This window comes from Paenarthrobacter sp. JL.01a, from assembly GCF_025452095.1.
Taxonomy (GTDB): Bacteria; Actinomycetota; Actinomycetes; order Actinomycetales; family Micrococcaceae; genus Arthrobacter.
The window spans coordinates 3,547,991-3,561,467 of record NZ_CP104877.1 but is presented as its reverse complement, the minus strand read 5'-3'; the positions used below and the strand labels follow the sequence as shown (position 1 = coordinate 3,561,467).

Annotated in this window: 25 protein-coding genes; 1 reads left to right on the top strand and 24 read right to left on the bottom strand. The window is 61.6% G+C overall.

Annotated features, from left to right (window positions below; translation table 11 throughout):
- Positions 1–13 precede the first annotated feature (13 nt).
- From N5P29_RS16840 to N5P29_RS16830, 3 genes are read right to left on the bottom strand one after another with little or no spacing between them, the layout of a single operon-like run.
- Complete coding sequence (locus tag N5P29_RS16840) at positions 14–667, bottom strand: hypothetical protein (RefSeq protein WP_262275954.1); 654 nt, start codon at positions 665–667, stop codon at positions 14–16.
- A 23-nt stretch (positions 668–690) separates the two neighbouring features.
- Positions 691–1,863 (bottom strand): phage minor capsid protein, encoded by a 1,173-nt coding sequence (locus tag N5P29_RS16835; RefSeq protein ID WP_262275953.1) that lies wholly within the window; start codon positions 1,861–1,863, stop codon positions 691–693.
- Positions 1,787–3,412 carry a phage portal protein gene (locus N5P29_RS16830; RefSeq protein WP_262275952.1) on the bottom strand — a complete coding sequence of 542 codons (1,626 nt, stop codon included), beginning with the start codon at positions 3,410–3,412 and terminating at the stop codon, positions 1,787–1,789. Before N5P29_RS16830 ends, N5P29_RS16835 begins: the two co-directional genes overlap by 77 nt.
- Positions 3,413–3,439: 27 nt before the next feature.
- Between N5P29_RS16830 and N5P29_RS16825 the strand changes: the two genes are divergently transcribed.
- Entirely contained in the window at positions 3,440–3,736 is a 297-nt protein-coding gene (locus N5P29_RS16825) for a DUF732 domain-containing protein (RefSeq protein WP_262275951.1), read from the top strand.
- Here N5P29_RS16825 and N5P29_RS16820 read toward each other — a convergent pair.
- The 21 genes from N5P29_RS16820 to N5P29_RS16720 form a co-directional block, all read right to left on the bottom strand.
- Complete coding sequence (locus N5P29_RS16820) at positions 3,733–5,049, bottom strand: PBSX family phage terminase large subunit (RefSeq protein WP_262275950.1); 1,317 nt, start codon at positions 5,047–5,049, stop codon at positions 3,733–3,735. The two genes, N5P29_RS16825 and N5P29_RS16820, sit on opposite strands and share 4 nt — an antisense overlap.
- A complete protein-coding gene (locus N5P29_RS16815) occupies positions 5,046–5,573 on the bottom strand; it encodes a helix-turn-helix domain-containing protein (RefSeq protein ID WP_262275949.1) in 528 nt (175 codons plus the stop codon). The genes N5P29_RS16820 and N5P29_RS16815 overlap by 4 nt, the downstream gene beginning before the upstream one ends.
- Positions 5,574–5,603: 30 nt before the next feature.
- Positions 5,604–6,083: a hypothetical protein gene (locus tag N5P29_RS16810; RefSeq protein ID WP_262275948.1), complete on the bottom strand. Its 480-nt coding sequence runs from the start codon at positions 6,081–6,083 to the stop codon at positions 5,604–5,606.
- 10 nt (positions 6,084–6,093) lie between these two features.
- Entirely contained in the window at positions 6,094–6,285 is a 192-nt protein-coding gene (locus N5P29_RS16805; RefSeq protein WP_262275947.1) for a hypothetical protein, read from the bottom strand.
- Positions 6,286–6,509: 224 nt separating this feature from the next.
- Positions 6,510–6,716, bottom strand: coding sequence for a hypothetical protein (locus N5P29_RS16800; protein WP_262275946.1), 207 nt, complete (start codon positions 6,714–6,716; stop codon positions 6,510–6,512).
- On the bottom strand, positions 6,713–7,513 hold the full coding sequence (locus N5P29_RS16795; protein WP_262275945.1) for a ribonuclease H-like domain-containing protein: 801 nt from the start codon (positions 7,511–7,513) through the stop codon (positions 6,713–6,715). Before N5P29_RS16795 ends, N5P29_RS16800 begins: the two co-directional genes overlap by 4 nt.
- Complete coding sequence (locus tag N5P29_RS16790; protein ID WP_262275944.1) at positions 7,514–7,714, bottom strand: hypothetical protein; 201 nt, start codon at positions 7,712–7,714, stop codon at positions 7,514–7,516. It abuts the gene before it with no gap.
- An 846-nt stretch (positions 7,715–8,560) separates the two neighbouring features.
- Positions 8,561–8,824 carry a DUF7455 domain-containing protein gene (locus tag N5P29_RS16785; RefSeq protein WP_262275943.1) on the bottom strand — a complete coding sequence of 88 codons (264 nt, stop codon included), beginning with the start codon at positions 8,822–8,824 and terminating at the stop codon, positions 8,561–8,563.
- Positions 8,825–8,955: 131 nt separating this feature from the next.
- On the bottom strand, positions 8,956–9,297 hold the full coding sequence (locus N5P29_RS16780; RefSeq protein ID WP_262275942.1) for a dATP/dGTP diphosphohydrolase domain-containing protein: 342 nt from the start codon (positions 9,295–9,297) through the stop codon (positions 8,956–8,958).
- Positions 9,294–9,680 (bottom strand): DUF4406 domain-containing protein, encoded by a 387-nt coding sequence (locus N5P29_RS16775; RefSeq protein WP_262275941.1) that lies wholly within the window; start codon positions 9,678–9,680, stop codon positions 9,294–9,296. Before N5P29_RS16775 ends, N5P29_RS16780 begins: the two co-directional genes overlap by 4 nt.
- Positions 9,677–10,141 carry a hypothetical protein gene (locus tag N5P29_RS16770; protein ID WP_262275940.1) on the bottom strand — a complete coding sequence of 155 codons (465 nt, stop codon included), beginning with the start codon at positions 10,139–10,141 and terminating at the stop codon, positions 9,677–9,679. The genes N5P29_RS16775 and N5P29_RS16770 overlap by 4 nt, the downstream gene beginning before the upstream one ends.
- A 5-nt stretch (positions 10,142–10,146) precedes the next feature.
- Positions 10,147–10,419 (bottom strand): AP2 domain-containing protein, encoded by a 273-nt coding sequence (locus N5P29_RS16765; RefSeq protein WP_262275939.1) that lies wholly within the window; start codon positions 10,417–10,419, stop codon positions 10,147–10,149.
- On the bottom strand, positions 10,416–11,165 hold the full coding sequence (locus N5P29_RS16760; RefSeq protein WP_262275938.1) for a hypothetical protein: 750 nt from the start codon (positions 11,163–11,165) through the stop codon (positions 10,416–10,418). The genes N5P29_RS16765 and N5P29_RS16760 overlap by 4 nt, the downstream gene beginning before the upstream one ends.
- Entirely contained in the window at positions 11,162–11,437 is a 276-nt protein-coding gene (locus N5P29_RS16755) for a hypothetical protein (RefSeq protein ID WP_262275937.1), read from the bottom strand. The genes N5P29_RS16760 and N5P29_RS16755 overlap by 4 nt, the downstream gene beginning before the upstream one ends.
- Positions 11,434–11,580 (bottom strand): hypothetical protein, encoded by a 147-nt coding sequence (locus N5P29_RS16750; protein WP_262275936.1) that lies wholly within the window; start codon positions 11,578–11,580, stop codon positions 11,434–11,436. Before N5P29_RS16750 ends, N5P29_RS16755 begins: the two co-directional genes overlap by 4 nt.
- Complete coding sequence (locus tag N5P29_RS16745; protein ID WP_262275935.1) at positions 11,577–11,813, bottom strand: hypothetical protein; 237 nt, start codon at positions 11,811–11,813, stop codon at positions 11,577–11,579. Before N5P29_RS16745 ends, N5P29_RS16750 begins: the two co-directional genes overlap by 4 nt.
- Positions 11,810–12,121 (bottom strand): hypothetical protein, encoded by a 312-nt coding sequence (locus N5P29_RS16740; protein ID WP_262275934.1) that lies wholly within the window; start codon positions 12,119–12,121, stop codon positions 11,810–11,812. The genes N5P29_RS16745 and N5P29_RS16740 overlap by 4 nt, the downstream gene beginning before the upstream one ends.
- Entirely contained in the window at positions 12,118–12,519 is a 402-nt protein-coding gene (locus N5P29_RS16735; protein WP_262275933.1) for a hypothetical protein, read from the bottom strand. Before N5P29_RS16735 ends, N5P29_RS16740 begins: the two co-directional genes overlap by 4 nt.
- Positions 12,520–12,628: 109 nt before the next feature.
- Complete coding sequence (locus tag N5P29_RS16730) at positions 12,629–13,036, bottom strand: hypothetical protein (protein ID WP_262275932.1); 408 nt, start codon at positions 13,034–13,036, stop codon at positions 12,629–12,631.
- On the bottom strand, positions 13,033–13,254 hold the full coding sequence (locus N5P29_RS16725) for a hypothetical protein (protein ID WP_262275931.1): 222 nt from the start codon (positions 13,252–13,254) through the stop codon (positions 13,033–13,035). The genes N5P29_RS16730 and N5P29_RS16725 overlap by 4 nt, the downstream gene beginning before the upstream one ends.
- Positions 13,251–13,397 (bottom strand): hypothetical protein, encoded by a 147-nt coding sequence (locus N5P29_RS16720; protein WP_262275930.1) that lies wholly within the window; start codon positions 13,395–13,397, stop codon positions 13,251–13,253. Before N5P29_RS16720 ends, N5P29_RS16725 begins: the two co-directional genes overlap by 4 nt.
- Between the last annotated feature and the right edge of the window lie 80 nt (positions 13,398–13,477).

Below are 13,477 nucleotides of genomic sequence, written 5' to 3'. Positions count from 1 at the left end.
CCTTCTTAGGGGCTTAGTTGGTGTATGCCTTTTGGCGTTTCAGCTTGATTGCCAGTGCGTGGTCGCCTGCTTTTTCGGCGGCGGCGATCCTCGCGTCAATGCCGACTGTTTCCCCGGTTCCACCGGCAAAATCGGCCCCACCAGCGCCGGGAGCCGGTGCGGCTGCCTTGAGCTTGGGGTTGTTCTTGGCGGCGTTCGTTGCCGCTTCCTTGACGGCTTCCCCGAATTTCGGGTCGGCGGGGTCGAGGTCTTTGATGGCGCGTTCGAACGCGCGGGAGTCCGTGACGGCTGCGGGGTCTACGCCGAGTTCGGCGGCGTTGCGCCAGACGATGAGTTCGGCGGACGTGTCACGGGCGGCGGCGCGTGCGTTGTCGCGTTCCTGGGCGTTGGTCGCTGCTGCGTCCTGCGCTGCCTTGAGGGGATCCTCAGTTTCGTCGCTGATGCCCAAGGCTTTGAGCGCGGCTTTGATCTTCGCGTCGGCGGCGGCTTCGGCCTTCTGCTTTTCAGTGCGGAGGCTTTCCACGAACGCTTCGTCGTAGGTCTTCACCTCGGGAGCGGGCGCCGGCTCGGGGGCCGCGGGCGCGGGCGTGCCCTCAGGTGCCGGGCCTGCTGCGGCGGGTGTCACGGGCTCGGGTGTTGCTGCGGGAGTAGCGGGGTTGTCGCTCATTACGGGAGCCTCCTGGGCTGTCGTTAGTTGGTACTGCGGGTATCGGGTACTCGTTCACGTGCGGGGCGGCGCAACAGGCCAGTCTCAGCAGTGAACTCGCGGATACGTGCCTGTATCTCGCGTGCGCGGCGCCTAGCCGCTGCCCTGTCCATGTCAGTCAAAGCCGCCTGCTCAGCGGTGCGCGCTGCACGGACAAGCCGTTCAAGATGACGGAGTTTCTGGGTTTCCTTGAACCGCTCCGTAGCCTCAGCGATTTCCTCCGGCGTGCGCGTCACAAGCTTCGTGACACCGGGGAAGTACGCGATGAGGGTGTGTTTGCAGTTCGGGTGCTGCAACCCGGCAAGGCGGGCTTCCTCGACCGTCCCTGCGACCTGGAACGCGACACGTCCCTTGCCCCTCGCGTCGTCCTCGGTGTACCTGCCGGCGCCCTTACGGGAAAGGATGCGTCCCTCCCATGGGAGGCAGAGTTTGCAGGGGAACCCGGTAGGTGCGACGGTCCAGTACTGGATGCCTAGGGAGGTCATACGGTCTTGGTGGGATTCGTTGTACGCGCGGATCGCTGCGGTGCGGGTTGCCATTTCCACGTAGGTGGAGAGCGTCCAGTCGCGGCCAACACTGTCACGGAAACCGGTCACGCCCCCGTCCGTGAGTTCCCGCCACGCTTCCCGTTGCGCTTCCTGCGGGGTGCCACCAACGACCATGCCGATGGAGGCCTTTGCGGTGGCTGCTTGGTACGCGTCAGCACTGAACCGGGTGATGCGCTGGTTGGCCGCGGTGAGCCGGTCTGTCAGGTCACGTGCGATGTGCTGGGCTGCGTTGAGCCCGTGCGGGGTTACCTGCGTGCCTGTGGCGCGGGTGTAGCGTTCCCGCAGAGCGGGGTGGTCCGTGAGTGCTTCACGGACTTCGCGGAGCGCTGCGGTGCTGCCCCGGCGTGCCGCTTCAACAGCGACACCCTGGGACAGCGCACCAACCTCTAACCCGAGCCGGGTAGCGATGGACCGTGCAAGGTTTTGCAGCGCGGCGTACATGGACCGCTGGGCCTGCGGTGAATCATCGCCTAAGTGCTGGGCGATGATCGCCGCGGACCCGGCGATGAGTTCCTGTTCAGCTTGGTTGTACTTACTGACCAGCGCCGCTGTTGCTACCTCGATCGTTACCGGTAGGCTGTCCACCGGTTCCGGCTGGGGTTGCGCCATCGTTTACCACCGTTCCGAACGTTGCCGGGTCGGGAAACATGGACGTTTCCTTCTGGATCTTGCCGGCCTCGATGCTGATCTGCGTCTCGTCCCAGTCCGGGTGCAGGATCAGCAACCGGGTTTCGATCGACGCGGACTCAGCCTGCTTGAGCAGGTTCACCGTCGCCGCCAACGCCTCAAGCGGGGTCTGAACCGCGTCAGCGAACGCGACCGTCACCGGGGCGGCAGTAAGGTTCGTGCCGAACAGTTTGGCGTCCATGTCGAGGGCTTTGAACAGGATGCGTTCCAGTGCCGGGGTGGCGGCGCGGATCTTCCGGTCACGGGTCAGGTACGAGCGGCGTTCCTTCGCGGTCACCTCAGTCGCGGTCTTATCCCCGCCACTAGCGTCCTTCTCACCGAACGTCTGCGAACTGTACCCAGCGGTACGGATGATGACTGCGAGCAGAGCTGCGGCCATTTCCAGGTGCTCTGACACGCGGATGTCGAACTGGACTTTCTCGATTGCAAGCTTCGAGTCAGTCGAAGCGCCGGGGGACGCGAGGACTTCGGAGATGATCGCCCGGTCATTATCGAACGCGGCACCCTTACCGGGGCCAAGGTCGTTCATCATGTAGGACGGGACGACGAGGCGGGCTTTGCCGAGCTCAAGTTCCCGCATCAACGACGAGTAGACGCGGTCCAGGGCGTCGAGGAATGATTCGATGCCGTCAAGGTCGCTGCGTCCGAGGTAGGCGCCGTGCGGGTCGGTGCGCCATTTCCGGGTTGGGGTCATGTTGGGGACGTACTCGACGGCGAGGCCGGGGGTTTGGGTGCTGATGATCGAGTTGGCGTCCACAACTGTGGCGAGGTGCTTCGTCGCGTCAGCTTCATCCAAGGGGACTCGGACGCCGATGTCAGTGGCGGAGCCCCGGTAAAGAGCTTGCTCGATGACGCCGATACCGAAGCTATCTACGCTGTGGTGTTCGAGGTGGCGGGTGAACACCGTCCCCTCAACGTCCACGACACGCCAGAACGTGACCTCAACCAACCTGCCGTACCGGAACACTGGCAGCGCCCCGTCAGCATCAACCTTCGTGAGGAACACATGCTTGTACAGGCTGTCATCCCAGGTTGCGCGGAGGTACGAACCACCAAGCGCGGCGGCTACCTCGGCTGAGGCGATGAGGGTCTGGTCGAACCCTGCCCCGGTTATCAGGTCAAGACGTTCCTGCACGGCCTTGTTCTTGCCCTTGCTGTCCTCCACGGTGAACGTGGGCGGCTCGGAGTAGAGCAGGTCAGCGGACACTTGGCACAGGTCCGACGCAAGCGGCACATGCAGTTTCGTGACGCCGGCTTCACCGTCGCTGCCCTTGGGGGTCCAGAACCAGTCAGCGACCCGGTTGAGCAGGCCGCGGCGTGCACCGGCTGGGCCGGGGGTTCCGTTGGCGGAGTAGGCCGTGCGGAGCATGTTGACGTCGTTGGCGTACCACGCGGACCAGATTGAGTAGTCTTCGTGGATGTGTGCGACGTTGCGTGGGGGCCACTCGGCGCCGTTGACGGGCAAAGCCATTTAGGCCCTCCTTGGTACGATTGGGGGATGAGGAAACTTGTGGGGGTGGTCACGGTGCTTGTGCTCGTGTCTGGGTGTTCCGCGAGCACGGGCGAGGCGGGGTTCGTTGACCGTGTCAAGGGGTCCGTGCGTGCGCCTGATGGTGGCGATTACAAGGGCCTTGTGGATATTGGGCGTGATGTGTGCGCGTCGAAGGACACAGCAGTGGGCACCACTCAGCGGTGGGCTGATGCCGGGTTCCGTGAGGACGAGGCGAAGGCTCTTGTCACCGCAGCCGTTGAGACGCTATGCCCCGACCGTAAACCGTGGCTTGACGGGCACTAGCCCGCTGGGTGGTTGAGGTAGGGGCGCCAGTTCGTTTCCGTGGACGTGACCACGTAACGGAGCGCATCCACCGAGTGGTCATTGACCTTGAGTGGCTTGTCCTCGCCCTTCTCGGTTGCCTTCGCGTCCCAACTGTATTCTGACATTTCGCCGATGAGGCCCGTGCACTTGTCCGACACCCGCAACCTGCCGCTGTCAAGGACTGATGCGACGGTTTGGATGCCGTACAGCACTTCGTTGTTCGCGGGGAACATGTTCACAATGCCCTGCGCCGCCATCTCCACCCGCAACGAGGCCGCGGACGGGTCGTGGATCAGCCATTCCGGCATGGGCCGTGTCCCGTCTGGGAGCGTGAGCCCGTCGAGCCATTTGGTGATGCCCTCGACTATGGCGCCGTTAGTGAGGTTGACTTTGTCCGCACGCGAGTCATGCCGCCACTCGGCGATGGCATACAGTTTGTAGTCAACGCCGAGGCCAAGCAGGATAGCGGAGGTGGCGTTCGTCGTTCCGTAGTCAATCCCGACGCCTAGTATGCGTTGCATGGAGGGCAGTTGGCCATACGGGATGATGTGCGACTCAGCCGACCACATGTCAAAGATCGCGCCCTCAGCGTTCGTCCACAACCCTTTGATCATGCGGTCGTAGAACACGCCAGCGTAGGACGCTTTCATGTCTTGTATGTACTTCGGGCCAGGGTTGCCGCCCTCGAAATACTGCGGGTTGTCATCCATGGTGAAGTGGAAGACTTGCATGTTCTTTTGGCGGGCTTGCAAGATCCACTCGGTACGCAGCCAGTGGCGCGTACTGCCTGGGTTAGTCGTCGCGAACATCCGGGCGCCAGCCACACGTAAACGGGACACCAGCATTTCCCAGAACCCCGTGGTGTTATCAGCCCCGCGCGGCAACAGTGTCGCCTCATCAACGTAGGCGAGTTCAACCGTGGAACCGCGGATCTTTTCCTCAGAGCGGGCGTCGTTCGCCCCCACAAGGTGCACGGTCTTCCCAAGGATGATCGCGACACCGGAACCCTTGGTGTGCTTGACCGCGCCAGCCGCTAGACCATAGATCCGGTAATCCATCAGCGGGTCAAGGATGTTCCGCTCGATCGTCTGCAAGGTCTTGCCAACAATTACTATGAGGCCAGCGCCCTTGGTTTGTTTGATGGCAATAAGAAACGCAAACAAGCTGGCGATAGTCTTGCCAGCGCTCACGGCCCCCACCCACAGGCTAATTTTCACTTCGGGCACTTCATCAACAAGCGACGTGGCCCGCACAATGGAGTTGATCTGCTTTTGAGAGAGCGGGACCGTCACTCTTGTTCACCCTCGTTGTTGAATGCTTTCTGGAGCCCGTTGATGAGCTTGTCCATGACGGAATCAACCTCGGCGGTCTGGTTGCCGTCTTCCTTGGGTGCGAGGCGGGCGATGGTGCCCGCGTGGGACGCCAGGGATGAGGCGTTGGAGCGTTTGTCGTTGGGTGGGATGAAGTCGAGTTCCCGGACTTCTTCCGCGCCCGCCATGGCCCGTAGGACGGTCTTCCATTTCTGTTCGCCGCGTTGCACTTTGCGTATCTCAGCGGCATCATGCTCGGCGATGCCGATCACATCCAAACGGAGAGCGCTGATGCGTTCCTGCGCGGTCAGGACGTTCTTCTCGATCGCGGCTTTCTGGTCCGTGGAGTCGTACCTCATGCCGTTTCGGGTCATCCATTGCCCAACAGTGGACTTAGCCTTGTTCAGGTGGGCTGCGATGTCGCGGTGTGAGTCGCCGCGTTCGTAGGCTTCTTTGATGTAGGCCTTGTCCGTTTCGGATAGTGCCGGTGGTCGTCGGGTCGCCAACTGGCACCTCCTGGATGCGCTCGGCGGTGGTTATGTGGTGTGGTTCCACCCTTTGGTTTCGTAGAACAGTGCCCAGTCTTTGGGTGTGGGTAGCCATGGGCGTGGGGCTTGGAGGCCTGCGGCGGTGATGGCTGTTTGGGCTAGGGCGGAGCAGGTTGTTGGTCCCCGGTTCGCAAGCCAACTCTGGATGCGCGGGGGCGTGTCTGTGCGGGTGATGGCCGCTAGGGCGTGGGCTGCGCAGGCGAGGTAGTCGTAGCGGACGCCGATGGAATATTCGGCGATGCCGGCGATCAAGTGGGCTTGCCGGTCAGTCAGCACGTATTGGGACCACGTGACGTTTGGGTAGTCGCTGATGAGCCGGCGCCTTGTGCCTCCGGGTTCGGCGCTGATGCATTGGACCTCGCTGGTGGCGATGATGACGTGTGAGGTGTCGGAGCGGGTGACCCATTCGATGATGCGGGAGATGGGGTGCCGTGATTTGCGGACCAAACCAACCTGACCTGTGATCATGTCGCCTCCGCTAGAACGGGTAGAGCCTGTACGGTGGCGGTTCTTCGCCGTTGTGGAGCGCGGCACGGACCTTGAACCGGACACGGCGGTTCCGCTGCTTGGTCAGCCGGTGAGAGCTTGGCCATGAGCAGCATGGCATCCACCAGGGCTTGCCTTCAGCGTGCTTGAGCTTGCACGGTCGGGTCTTGTCGGTCTTGCTCATGACGCCCTCTTGCATCTGTGACACCGTGTGCGGGTTGTGGGCGGGAACACGCCGAGTTCGCAGAGGGTGTAGACCTTGAATGTGGTGACGCTGGGTGACGCGCAGGTGGGGCACCAGACGCCGTGTGCGGTTACTTCGGCGTGGAGGGTGAGCAGGATCGCCATGCGGTTACCTCCATGTGCGGAGCCAGCGGCGGGGCCGGTACAACACCAACCAACGGCGCCTCACTTGGTCTCTTCCCAGAAGACGATCACGTAGTCATCATCAGACTCGACCTTGACCACGTCGTCGTAGTTGACCGACAGGCCAGCAGCCTTGCGAGCTTCGGAGGCTAGGTGCATAGCGAGCTGCACGTCTGTCCAGCAGGCAGGTGACGGGATGATGTACTCATGCCGCACGGTGGTACGTGTGCGCTCTGAAACTGCACTCATCGTGCGCTCCTGGTTTGAGTGGCGTCCTGTAGCTTCTTCGTACCGCGAACCCAGTGACCACACGGGCACTGATACATGCGGTAACGCTGCACATTCGCGTACGACGTGCCCGCACGGAACTTGGAGAGGTCTTTGTTGCCGCACACGGGGCAACCCCATTCCTCGCCGGTGAACATGCTGAGGTGAGGGTGGTTCGGGATCCAAGCCCGCAAACGGTCGTAGAGCTTCTCGGTGAGTACCACGTCTTGCATGTTGTACTTCCGCATGGTGTCCCATGCTTTGTCGTCACCGGCCATGCATTTGACCCAGAGTTCGTGACCTATGTGGCTGGTCTTCTTGCCGAGGCCGAGCTGTTGGGCGACGTGGTCGAGTTTCCCTGATGAGAACTTGAACTGCTTACGGACGGTGAGTAGGAGGTCCACGTTCTTGTACGGTGCGGGCGGGTTCAGGCCGGCGAGGATGAATTCGCGGTTGAGGTGTTTCATGTCGAACCCGGCGCTGTTGTAACCGACGATGAGGTCAGCTTCTGACACGAGCGCGTGGATCTTGTGGATCATGTCTTTGTGGCCGTTGTGGTGGTCGCTGTAGAACAGGACTTCTTTGTCCCCGTACCACTTCGCGGCGACGCTGATGACTTTGGCTGTGTCCTGTAGCTGGGACAGGGACACGTTCTGGTTGAACAGTGACCAGACGTGCGCGAGGTTTGGGGAGTTCTCAATGTCGAGGGTGAGGATGCGGACCTGTTGGACGGCTGCGGGGGCTATCTTCGGGGCAAGGCGTTTGGCGAGGTCACCCATTTAGAGCCACCCGCATGAGCAGTCTGATTTGCGGTGGCGGCGTACGGCGTGTTCGGACATGGGGTGTCCGGCTTCGGTGAAGTCGCGTGCGATGTCGGTGTTGCTTTTGGTGGAGTTGAGCAGGTTGTGGATGGCTTCCTGGTCTTGTGGGTCGCCTTCGTTGATGATGCGGCTGAACATGCAGCCTTTGTTTCTGCTCATGGTTTCTCCCGTGCTCATTGGGTTATAGAACTGCCCGGTCCTTCCATGCGGAAGTGGCCGGGCAGCCATAGTGATGGACAGGTACTAGCTCGTCCCCGCTGTGTCAGTTGTTGGCCGGGGGTGTTCGCTGTCCTCGTGGGCTGCCAGCGCTTGAAGCTGGTGGGCGCCCGTGTCTGCGCCCAGCCCGTGCCATTTACCACGCGTCCGTGGCTCCGGTGATGGCTCACCGCCGTTCGGTATAACCGTTTCCGGTTCAGGGACCTACTGGGACTTCTTACGCCTTACCCCAGCCCTTTGTGGGGCTGGGAGGCGATAGCTGGCACCCCGAGTTCCAGGACGCCGCGCCCTGCCGCCGAAGCGAACAGGGGTTGAGTGGACCGGGCTGGAGTTGAACCAACCAAACCTGCCCATGTTCCCTACGTCTAGGGTGGGTTGCTCTGCCTTTGAGCTACGGTCCTCCCGCGCTCATGTTCGCGGGCTATTCAGTTGTTGCTGGTGCAGGTCACTACGCCGCCATCGCGCCGAAGCCCTGCCCGGAGGCTTTCTAGGTCGCTTCCATTCCCTAGCCAGCTACTAGGTGAGTCCGATATGCACTTGCTTGTCTTCCCTCGGGATTCACGTAGGAAGTTTGGTCCTGTGGTGTGGCAGCGCAAGGCATGCGCCACGTCTCAGATGAGCGGCTGAGGGAAGGCGTTCACCACACCACAGGGGCTTGTTAGTCGGTCCAGAACTTGCCTGTCCGGTACTTCGGTTCGGGTTCAATCAGTGACCGCAGGGCACGCCGCACACGCCGTCTTGTTTCGCGATGGGGTAACTGCTCTGAGCCGTAGAAGACACGCCACTTGCTCATTTCTTGAGGTTGGTTAGCTCTGTGGCCTCGGGTGGTTGGATGTGCTCGGTGAGGAACCTTGTCTCATCCAGGAGGTGGAGGACGTTGCAGCGTACCTTGATGACGGGCATGTGCTCACGGGCGTGGTGTGCGCAGAACAGGAGTTCGCCGCTGTCGGGGTAGCCGGCGTCGTTGAGCCCGGTTTCGATGATGACGTGCACGTACGCGCGTGACCCGCAACTGTCGCAGCGGTGGAGGGCGTTTAGCGTGGGTTTGTGCATGTCAGCGGCCATCGCAGCGCCCCGTCCGGCAAAAGGAAAACCCCCGCACAGGCGAGGGTTTCCTGGGTATGAGTATTTCAGGCTAAAACGATAGTAGGACAAAACACTGCAACTTGTCAACACTTCTTGCACTAAGTTGCGGAACCGGCCTTGAATCGGTCATCAAAGCCAGGCTGTTCCTCCATGAACGTCAGCAGCGCGAGGGCGTGGAACGCGACAGCAGCCATGTGCGGCGACCCGGTTTCCTCGTCAATGTCTTCACCTGACCAGAACGCCTGCGTGTGGCGTTGCAGGGCCGCGTAGGACTTCGACCACTCATAACCCCGGCGCCAGTTGTGGGCCGCGTACTTGCGCGCTCCTACGCCGTAATGGCGGGCGACGGTGGCGAGGGCTTCGACGGGGATGAGGTCATAGCGCTCATCTTTGGTGCCTTTCTCCCCGCCCGTGCTGGACACGGATCGCACCTCGGTCATGCTGCCACCTCCGCAACAGTGTTGCCTTCCGCCTTATTGACCCACTCGCGGTAGAGCATGACCGGGATACCAAGCGCCGTAGCAAGCGCGTGCTCGACAGCCGCGCCCTTCGAGGTCTCCCACCCATGCAGGAGCGCGATGCCCTCGGCGTGGTCGCATATCCAGGACAGGTCTTGCTTGAGCGCTTCCCGCAACGAGTAGCCGTGGTCTTCCAGCTTCTCCGTGCCGAGCATCTTGCCAACGTCGAATCCGTTCTCGATGTCGTTCTCTGCGGGGTTGAACACCTCGTACCCCACCAAGCGGAGCCGGAATGTGGCGTCTGCGAAGGCGGGGGCGTTGAAGTATTTGATGCCCGTCATGGGGCCGGCGAGGTAGAGCTTCATGCGGCTTTTCCTTCGAGTTCGATGATGCGGTCAATGGCGATGCGGGCTGTCTTCACCATGCCTTTGTAGATCACTTGGGAATGTGGGTCGCCCTCAGCTTCGCCGGCTATCTCGCGGGCCAGTTCATCACGGCGCTTGTCGAGTGCCTGCTTCGCTTCGCGGGCGGCGTCTTCCTTCGCGGCGATATGCTGCCAAACGGCGATGTCTGCCATAACCCATTTGCGGGCGTTTTCTTCGGACGTGAACACGACGTTGTCAGTGCCGACGTAGTAGCTGTTTGGGTCGTGGGCTGATTCCCGTACTTCGGGAAGCTCTGCGCGTCGGATGAACAGGTATTCGGCTTCGATCGCTAAGGCTGCGGCTTTGTCTTGGCGTCGTGGTTGCCCGTCCGGTCGTGTGCCTAGTTCCTTGTCAGCGGCGGTCGCGATGAGCTGGGCGAGACGGTTGGTTTGGTTATCCATTACGGCTACCTGTCTGCGTCGTTGTGAGTGAAAAGTTCTCTGCGTTTGGCAAGCACTGCGGCCTCAGCCTCAGCGATGGTCGCGAAGTGTCCGAGGCGTATGCGCTTGCCTTCATGCCCTACCGTTGCACCCCACTTCCGCATGTCGCTTCGCCATGAAACGCCGCGAACGCCTGATGTGGTGTTCTTATTCGGGCCTGCGCGATGTTCGGCATTCTGCTTTGCTTCACGGTCCCGGTCAGGACGGCGGTTTAGCCCAGGACTTGCGTAGTCGCTCATGCTGTCCTGCCTTCCAAGGGTGTGCGGCGTGCGTTGTGGTAGAGGTCGAGTACGTCGTTGAGCCTGTATGCGGGTGGGATTGGGTCGCCGGTTTCGTTGGTGGCTGGGTTTGCGCGTTCGAGTTTGTCCCGTCGAGCCCATTTACGGATCCGGTCGGCGGTCACCTCAATCCCGTACTCCGGCGTGGACAACTTCCGGCTGAGGTCGGTGGGTGTGCCGATGTGCTGCCCGAACAAACCCTTAGCGAACTCCCGCCACGCCAACACCTCATACGTCGTACCGCACGTGCCACACCTTGCTTCGGGCTGTCCCTTGACCGCGTACAGGTCGGTGTCGCATTCCGCGCATCTGCCGGCGAACACCTTGGGTTCGCGCCTCGTGCGGGCGTTGTCCAACCCGTTGGTGTGCTCCACAACAGCCTTGTAGAAGTCGAGACCCCAGAGTTGTGCGACGATCCAGGGTGCACGTGCGTAGAGGTAGTTGGTGAGGCTGTGCACGTCACGGCCTGTCAAACCTTCGCCGGTTTCCATGGCGATCCTGAGAGCCCGATCCATCAAGAACCGGTGCGCTGCTATCTTGCGGTCGATGAGGTCAACGTCTACGGGTAACGGCGCGTGCTCCTGGCTGCCGGTCGAGGTGCGGTGCCCGTAGGTGGCGGTCATGGAACCGCGGCCGATGTTCACAGCGGCGACGACCTGATCCAGGGTTGTGAGCGCCTTCTCAAGCTGCTCTGCCGTGACCGTCACGCGTCACCCTTGGTCGTGCAGATGATCGCGCCAGACAGGTCAATGACTGGCTTGCGGTAGGGGTTGTCAGTGTCAGGGCGTTCGCTGTCAGGACGGTTACCGATAGCCCAAGCGGCTAGCTCCTGACCGCGCAGGAAGCCCGCTTCCCAACCCGTGGCGAGCAGTTCCCGGCGTCCCTCATCCAGCTTGTCGCCCATGTTCTTGAGCATCTCGGCAAGCTTCCGGTTTGATGCCCTGAGCTGTTCGTTCTCCGCCTTCAGTTCCTGGCTCATCCGTTGTCCTTGTCTTGTTCGTGTTCGCAGTGTTGGGGGTTGAGGTGGTGGAGTAGTTCGGGGATGTCGTACCTGCCGGTGCCGCGCATTTGGTCGAGCAAGTAGCGGGCCTTCGCGAGCTGACGGGCAGCCTCACACATCACTTCCACCACCTAGCAGGTTTCGCCCATACGATCGACAGGCTGTGATGTGTCGTCCTTCCCGCGCTCGTCTCTCCGTCAGGCAAACGCAGGGCAATGCCGATGATTTGCCGTGGGTAGCGGTTCCAGTTGATCAGGCGTGGCGCTCGGTGGGCGTTCCAGGTGGTGACGGCATAGGGCTTGCGCAGTTTGCCGAGCGGTGGAACGAAACGGCGCCGCTGATCCTCAGGGTTCATGCTTCGCCCCTGAGCGCGGCCTCAACAGCGGAACGGAACAGGTTGGCGTAGTGGCGGTCACCATCAGCTAGCCGGTCGAGATGCTGTGCCGTACGCTCCACGGCTTTCACGGCGGCGAGTAGGCGGGCGGTGTCCGTGCCTGCGTGGGCGATGGCCATCGAGTCAGGCCCGATGTGCTCGGAGGCGGTCCCGGCGTGCTCCAGCGCTTCTTGGATCTCTTCGGGCGCGTACCACTGGTCAAGGTCACCAACGGCTGCCCAGCGTTCCTGGATGGGTTCGAGCAGGGCAGGGATACCGGGGGTGGTCATGCTGCGCCCCCTTCGTGCAGGACAGTTGCGGGGAGTGCGATCTCAGTTGCAGGCCCCCTGTATACCTCGCCACCTATTGATATGGCCGTGATGCAGAACCAGTGCCCGCGACGGTAACTCCAGATGTCCGGTGTTGTTCGTCCGTTGAATTCAATGTCTGCTGATTGGACGACGGAACCATCCGGTAGCGCGTCGAGTTCTTCGGTGGCGGTGATCGTGCGGGGCTTCACAAGTTCGGCTACAGCTTCGGTGGCCTTGTCCAGACGTTCCAGCCATGCGTCGTGCCTCTTGCCATCGTCATCAGATCGGCCCTTCTCGGCATCCAGGCGCAGCCAGCCGATGACAGGTGAGATGTGGTGGCTGATTTCGCCCCTGATGCGTTCAGTCAGGTTGCTCATGGTTTCTCTTTCGTGGGGAATAGTTCGGCGTACAGGTGGGGTGGGAGGTTCCGCAGCTTCGACGCCAACACGGGCGGGAGGGTAGCGAGCGGGTCAGGCCGGGTAGTCATTAGTAGGCCTCATACAGCACTGTTGCAGGCAATTCAATGTCTGCTGAGCATCGCCATATCGGCCCACCTTGGCTGTTTTCCAAGAGACTCGCCCACTGGTCAAGGCTGTCGCCATCATTGACCCAGACTGTTCCTCGGCTATCCAATACAGCAGCGCCGAAGCCAATAGCTTCGAGTTCTTCAATGGTGCTTACCTTGCGGTGTAACACGTACCCCTTGATGCGGATAGTGTCGAGCGCATGCTCGGCGCCTTCGCTGTAGCCAAGTAGGGCGACTGATGGGCGCTGACCATAGTCAGGGTGCTTGCTGGCATCGGCGACCAGGGCCTTGTGTAGCTTGTCGAACTCGTCTGGGTAGTTGCTCATGCCTGTTGCCTCGATGTCTTTTGCGATGGTGTGTGAGGTCATGCTGCCCAGACGTTCCGGCGTACCCAGCCTTCGTAGCAGCCGGCCATTTCCTCACGTGCCGTGCACGCGTACCGGTAGCACCACGTGGAGCCGTTCATGGCGACGTAGCAGGACGTGTAGGACGCGGCTTCCGCGGGCGCCGCTGTGGTTGGGAGTGCCGCGACGCCGAGGGCGAGGACGGCGGCTGCGGTGAGTGTGGAGAGGGTTTTACGGATCATGACTGGCCTTCCAGGTCTTTGGCTGCGGTGCGGAGTTGGATGAGCATTTCGTCTAGGCCTCGGTAGTTCTCGCGGTCCCTTGGGATTCCCTCAGCGAGGCGGATAGCGCTCAACAGGTTTTGTAGTGGGGTTTGGCTGCTCATGGCCGGCTTCTTCGACTCGGGGGCGGGCCGCTCATAACCCGCCTGATACGCACCAGTTTACACTAAAACCCGCAAGAAAG

Coding starts and splice junctions, on each gene's coding strand:
- N5P29_RS16840 (WP_262275954.1), bottom strand. CDS start 667: ATGAGCGACAACCCCGCTACTCCCGCAGCAACACCCGAGCCCGTGACA.
- N5P29_RS16835 (WP_262275953.1), bottom strand. CDS start 1,863: ATGGCGCAACCCCAGCCGGAACCGGTGGACAGCCTACCGGTAACGATC.
- N5P29_RS16830 (WP_262275952.1), bottom strand. CDS start 3,412: ATGGCTTTGCCCGTCAACGGCGCCGAGTGGCCCCCACGCAACGTCGCA.
- N5P29_RS16825 (WP_262275951.1), top strand. CDS start 3,440: ATGAGGAAACTTGTGGGGGTGGTCACGGTGCTTGTGCTCGTGTCTGGG.
- N5P29_RS16810 (WP_262275948.1), bottom strand. CDS start 6,083: ATGATCACAGGTCAGGTTGGTTTGGTCCGCAAATCACGGCACCCCATC.
- N5P29_RS16805 (WP_262275947.1), bottom strand. CDS start 6,285: ATGAGCAAGACCGACAAGACCCGACCGTGCAAGCTCAAGCACGCTGAA.
- N5P29_RS16800 (WP_262275946.1), bottom strand. CDS start 6,716: ATGAGTGCAGTTTCAGAGCGCACACGTACCACCGTGCGGCATGAGTAC.
- N5P29_RS16795 (WP_262275945.1), bottom strand. CDS start 7,513: ATGGGTGACCTCGCCAAACGCCTTGCCCCGAAGATAGCCCCCGCAGCC.
- N5P29_RS16790 (WP_262275944.1), bottom strand. CDS start 7,714: ATGAGCAGAAACAAAGGCTGCATGTTCAGCCGCATCATCAACGAAGGC.
- N5P29_RS16785 (WP_262275943.1), bottom strand. CDS start 8,824: ATGCACAAACCCACGCTAAACGCCCTCCACCGCTGCGACAGTTGCGGG.
- N5P29_RS16780 (WP_262275942.1), bottom strand. CDS start 9,297: ATGACCGAGGTGCGATCCGTGTCCAGCACGGGCGGGGAGAAAGGCACC.
- N5P29_RS16775 (WP_262275941.1), bottom strand. CDS start 9,680: ATGAAGCTCTACCTCGCCGGCCCCATGACGGGCATCAAATACTTCAAC.
- N5P29_RS16770 (WP_262275940.1), bottom strand. CDS start 10,141: ATGGATAACCAAACCAACCGTCTCGCCCAGCTCATCGCGACCGCCGCT.
- N5P29_RS16765 (WP_262275939.1), bottom strand. CDS start 10,419: ATGAGCGACTACGCAAGTCCTGGGCTAAACCGCCGTCCTGACCGGGAC.
- N5P29_RS16755 (WP_262275937.1), bottom strand. CDS start 11,437: ATGAGCCAGGAACTGAAGGCGGAGAACGAACAGCTCAGGGCATCAAAC.
- N5P29_RS16745 (WP_262275935.1), bottom strand. CDS start 11,813: ATGAACCCTGAGGATCAGCGGCGCCGTTTCGTTCCACCGCTCGGCAAA.
- N5P29_RS16740 (WP_262275934.1), bottom strand. CDS start 12,121: ATGACCACCCCCGGTATCCCTGCCCTGCTCGAACCCATCCAGGAACGC.
- N5P29_RS16735 (WP_262275933.1), bottom strand. CDS start 12,519: ATGAGCAACCTGACTGAACGCATCAGGGGCGAAATCAGCCACCACATC.
- N5P29_RS16730 (WP_262275932.1), bottom strand. CDS start 13,036: ATGACCTCACACACCATCGCAAAAGACATCGAGGCAACAGGCATGAGC.
- N5P29_RS16725 (WP_262275931.1), bottom strand. CDS start 13,254: ATGATCCGTAAAACCCTCTCCACACTCACCGCAGCCGCCGTCCTCGCC.
- N5P29_RS16720 (WP_262275930.1), bottom strand. CDS start 13,397: ATGAGCAGCCAAACCCCACTACAAAACCTGTTGAGCGCTATCCGCCTC.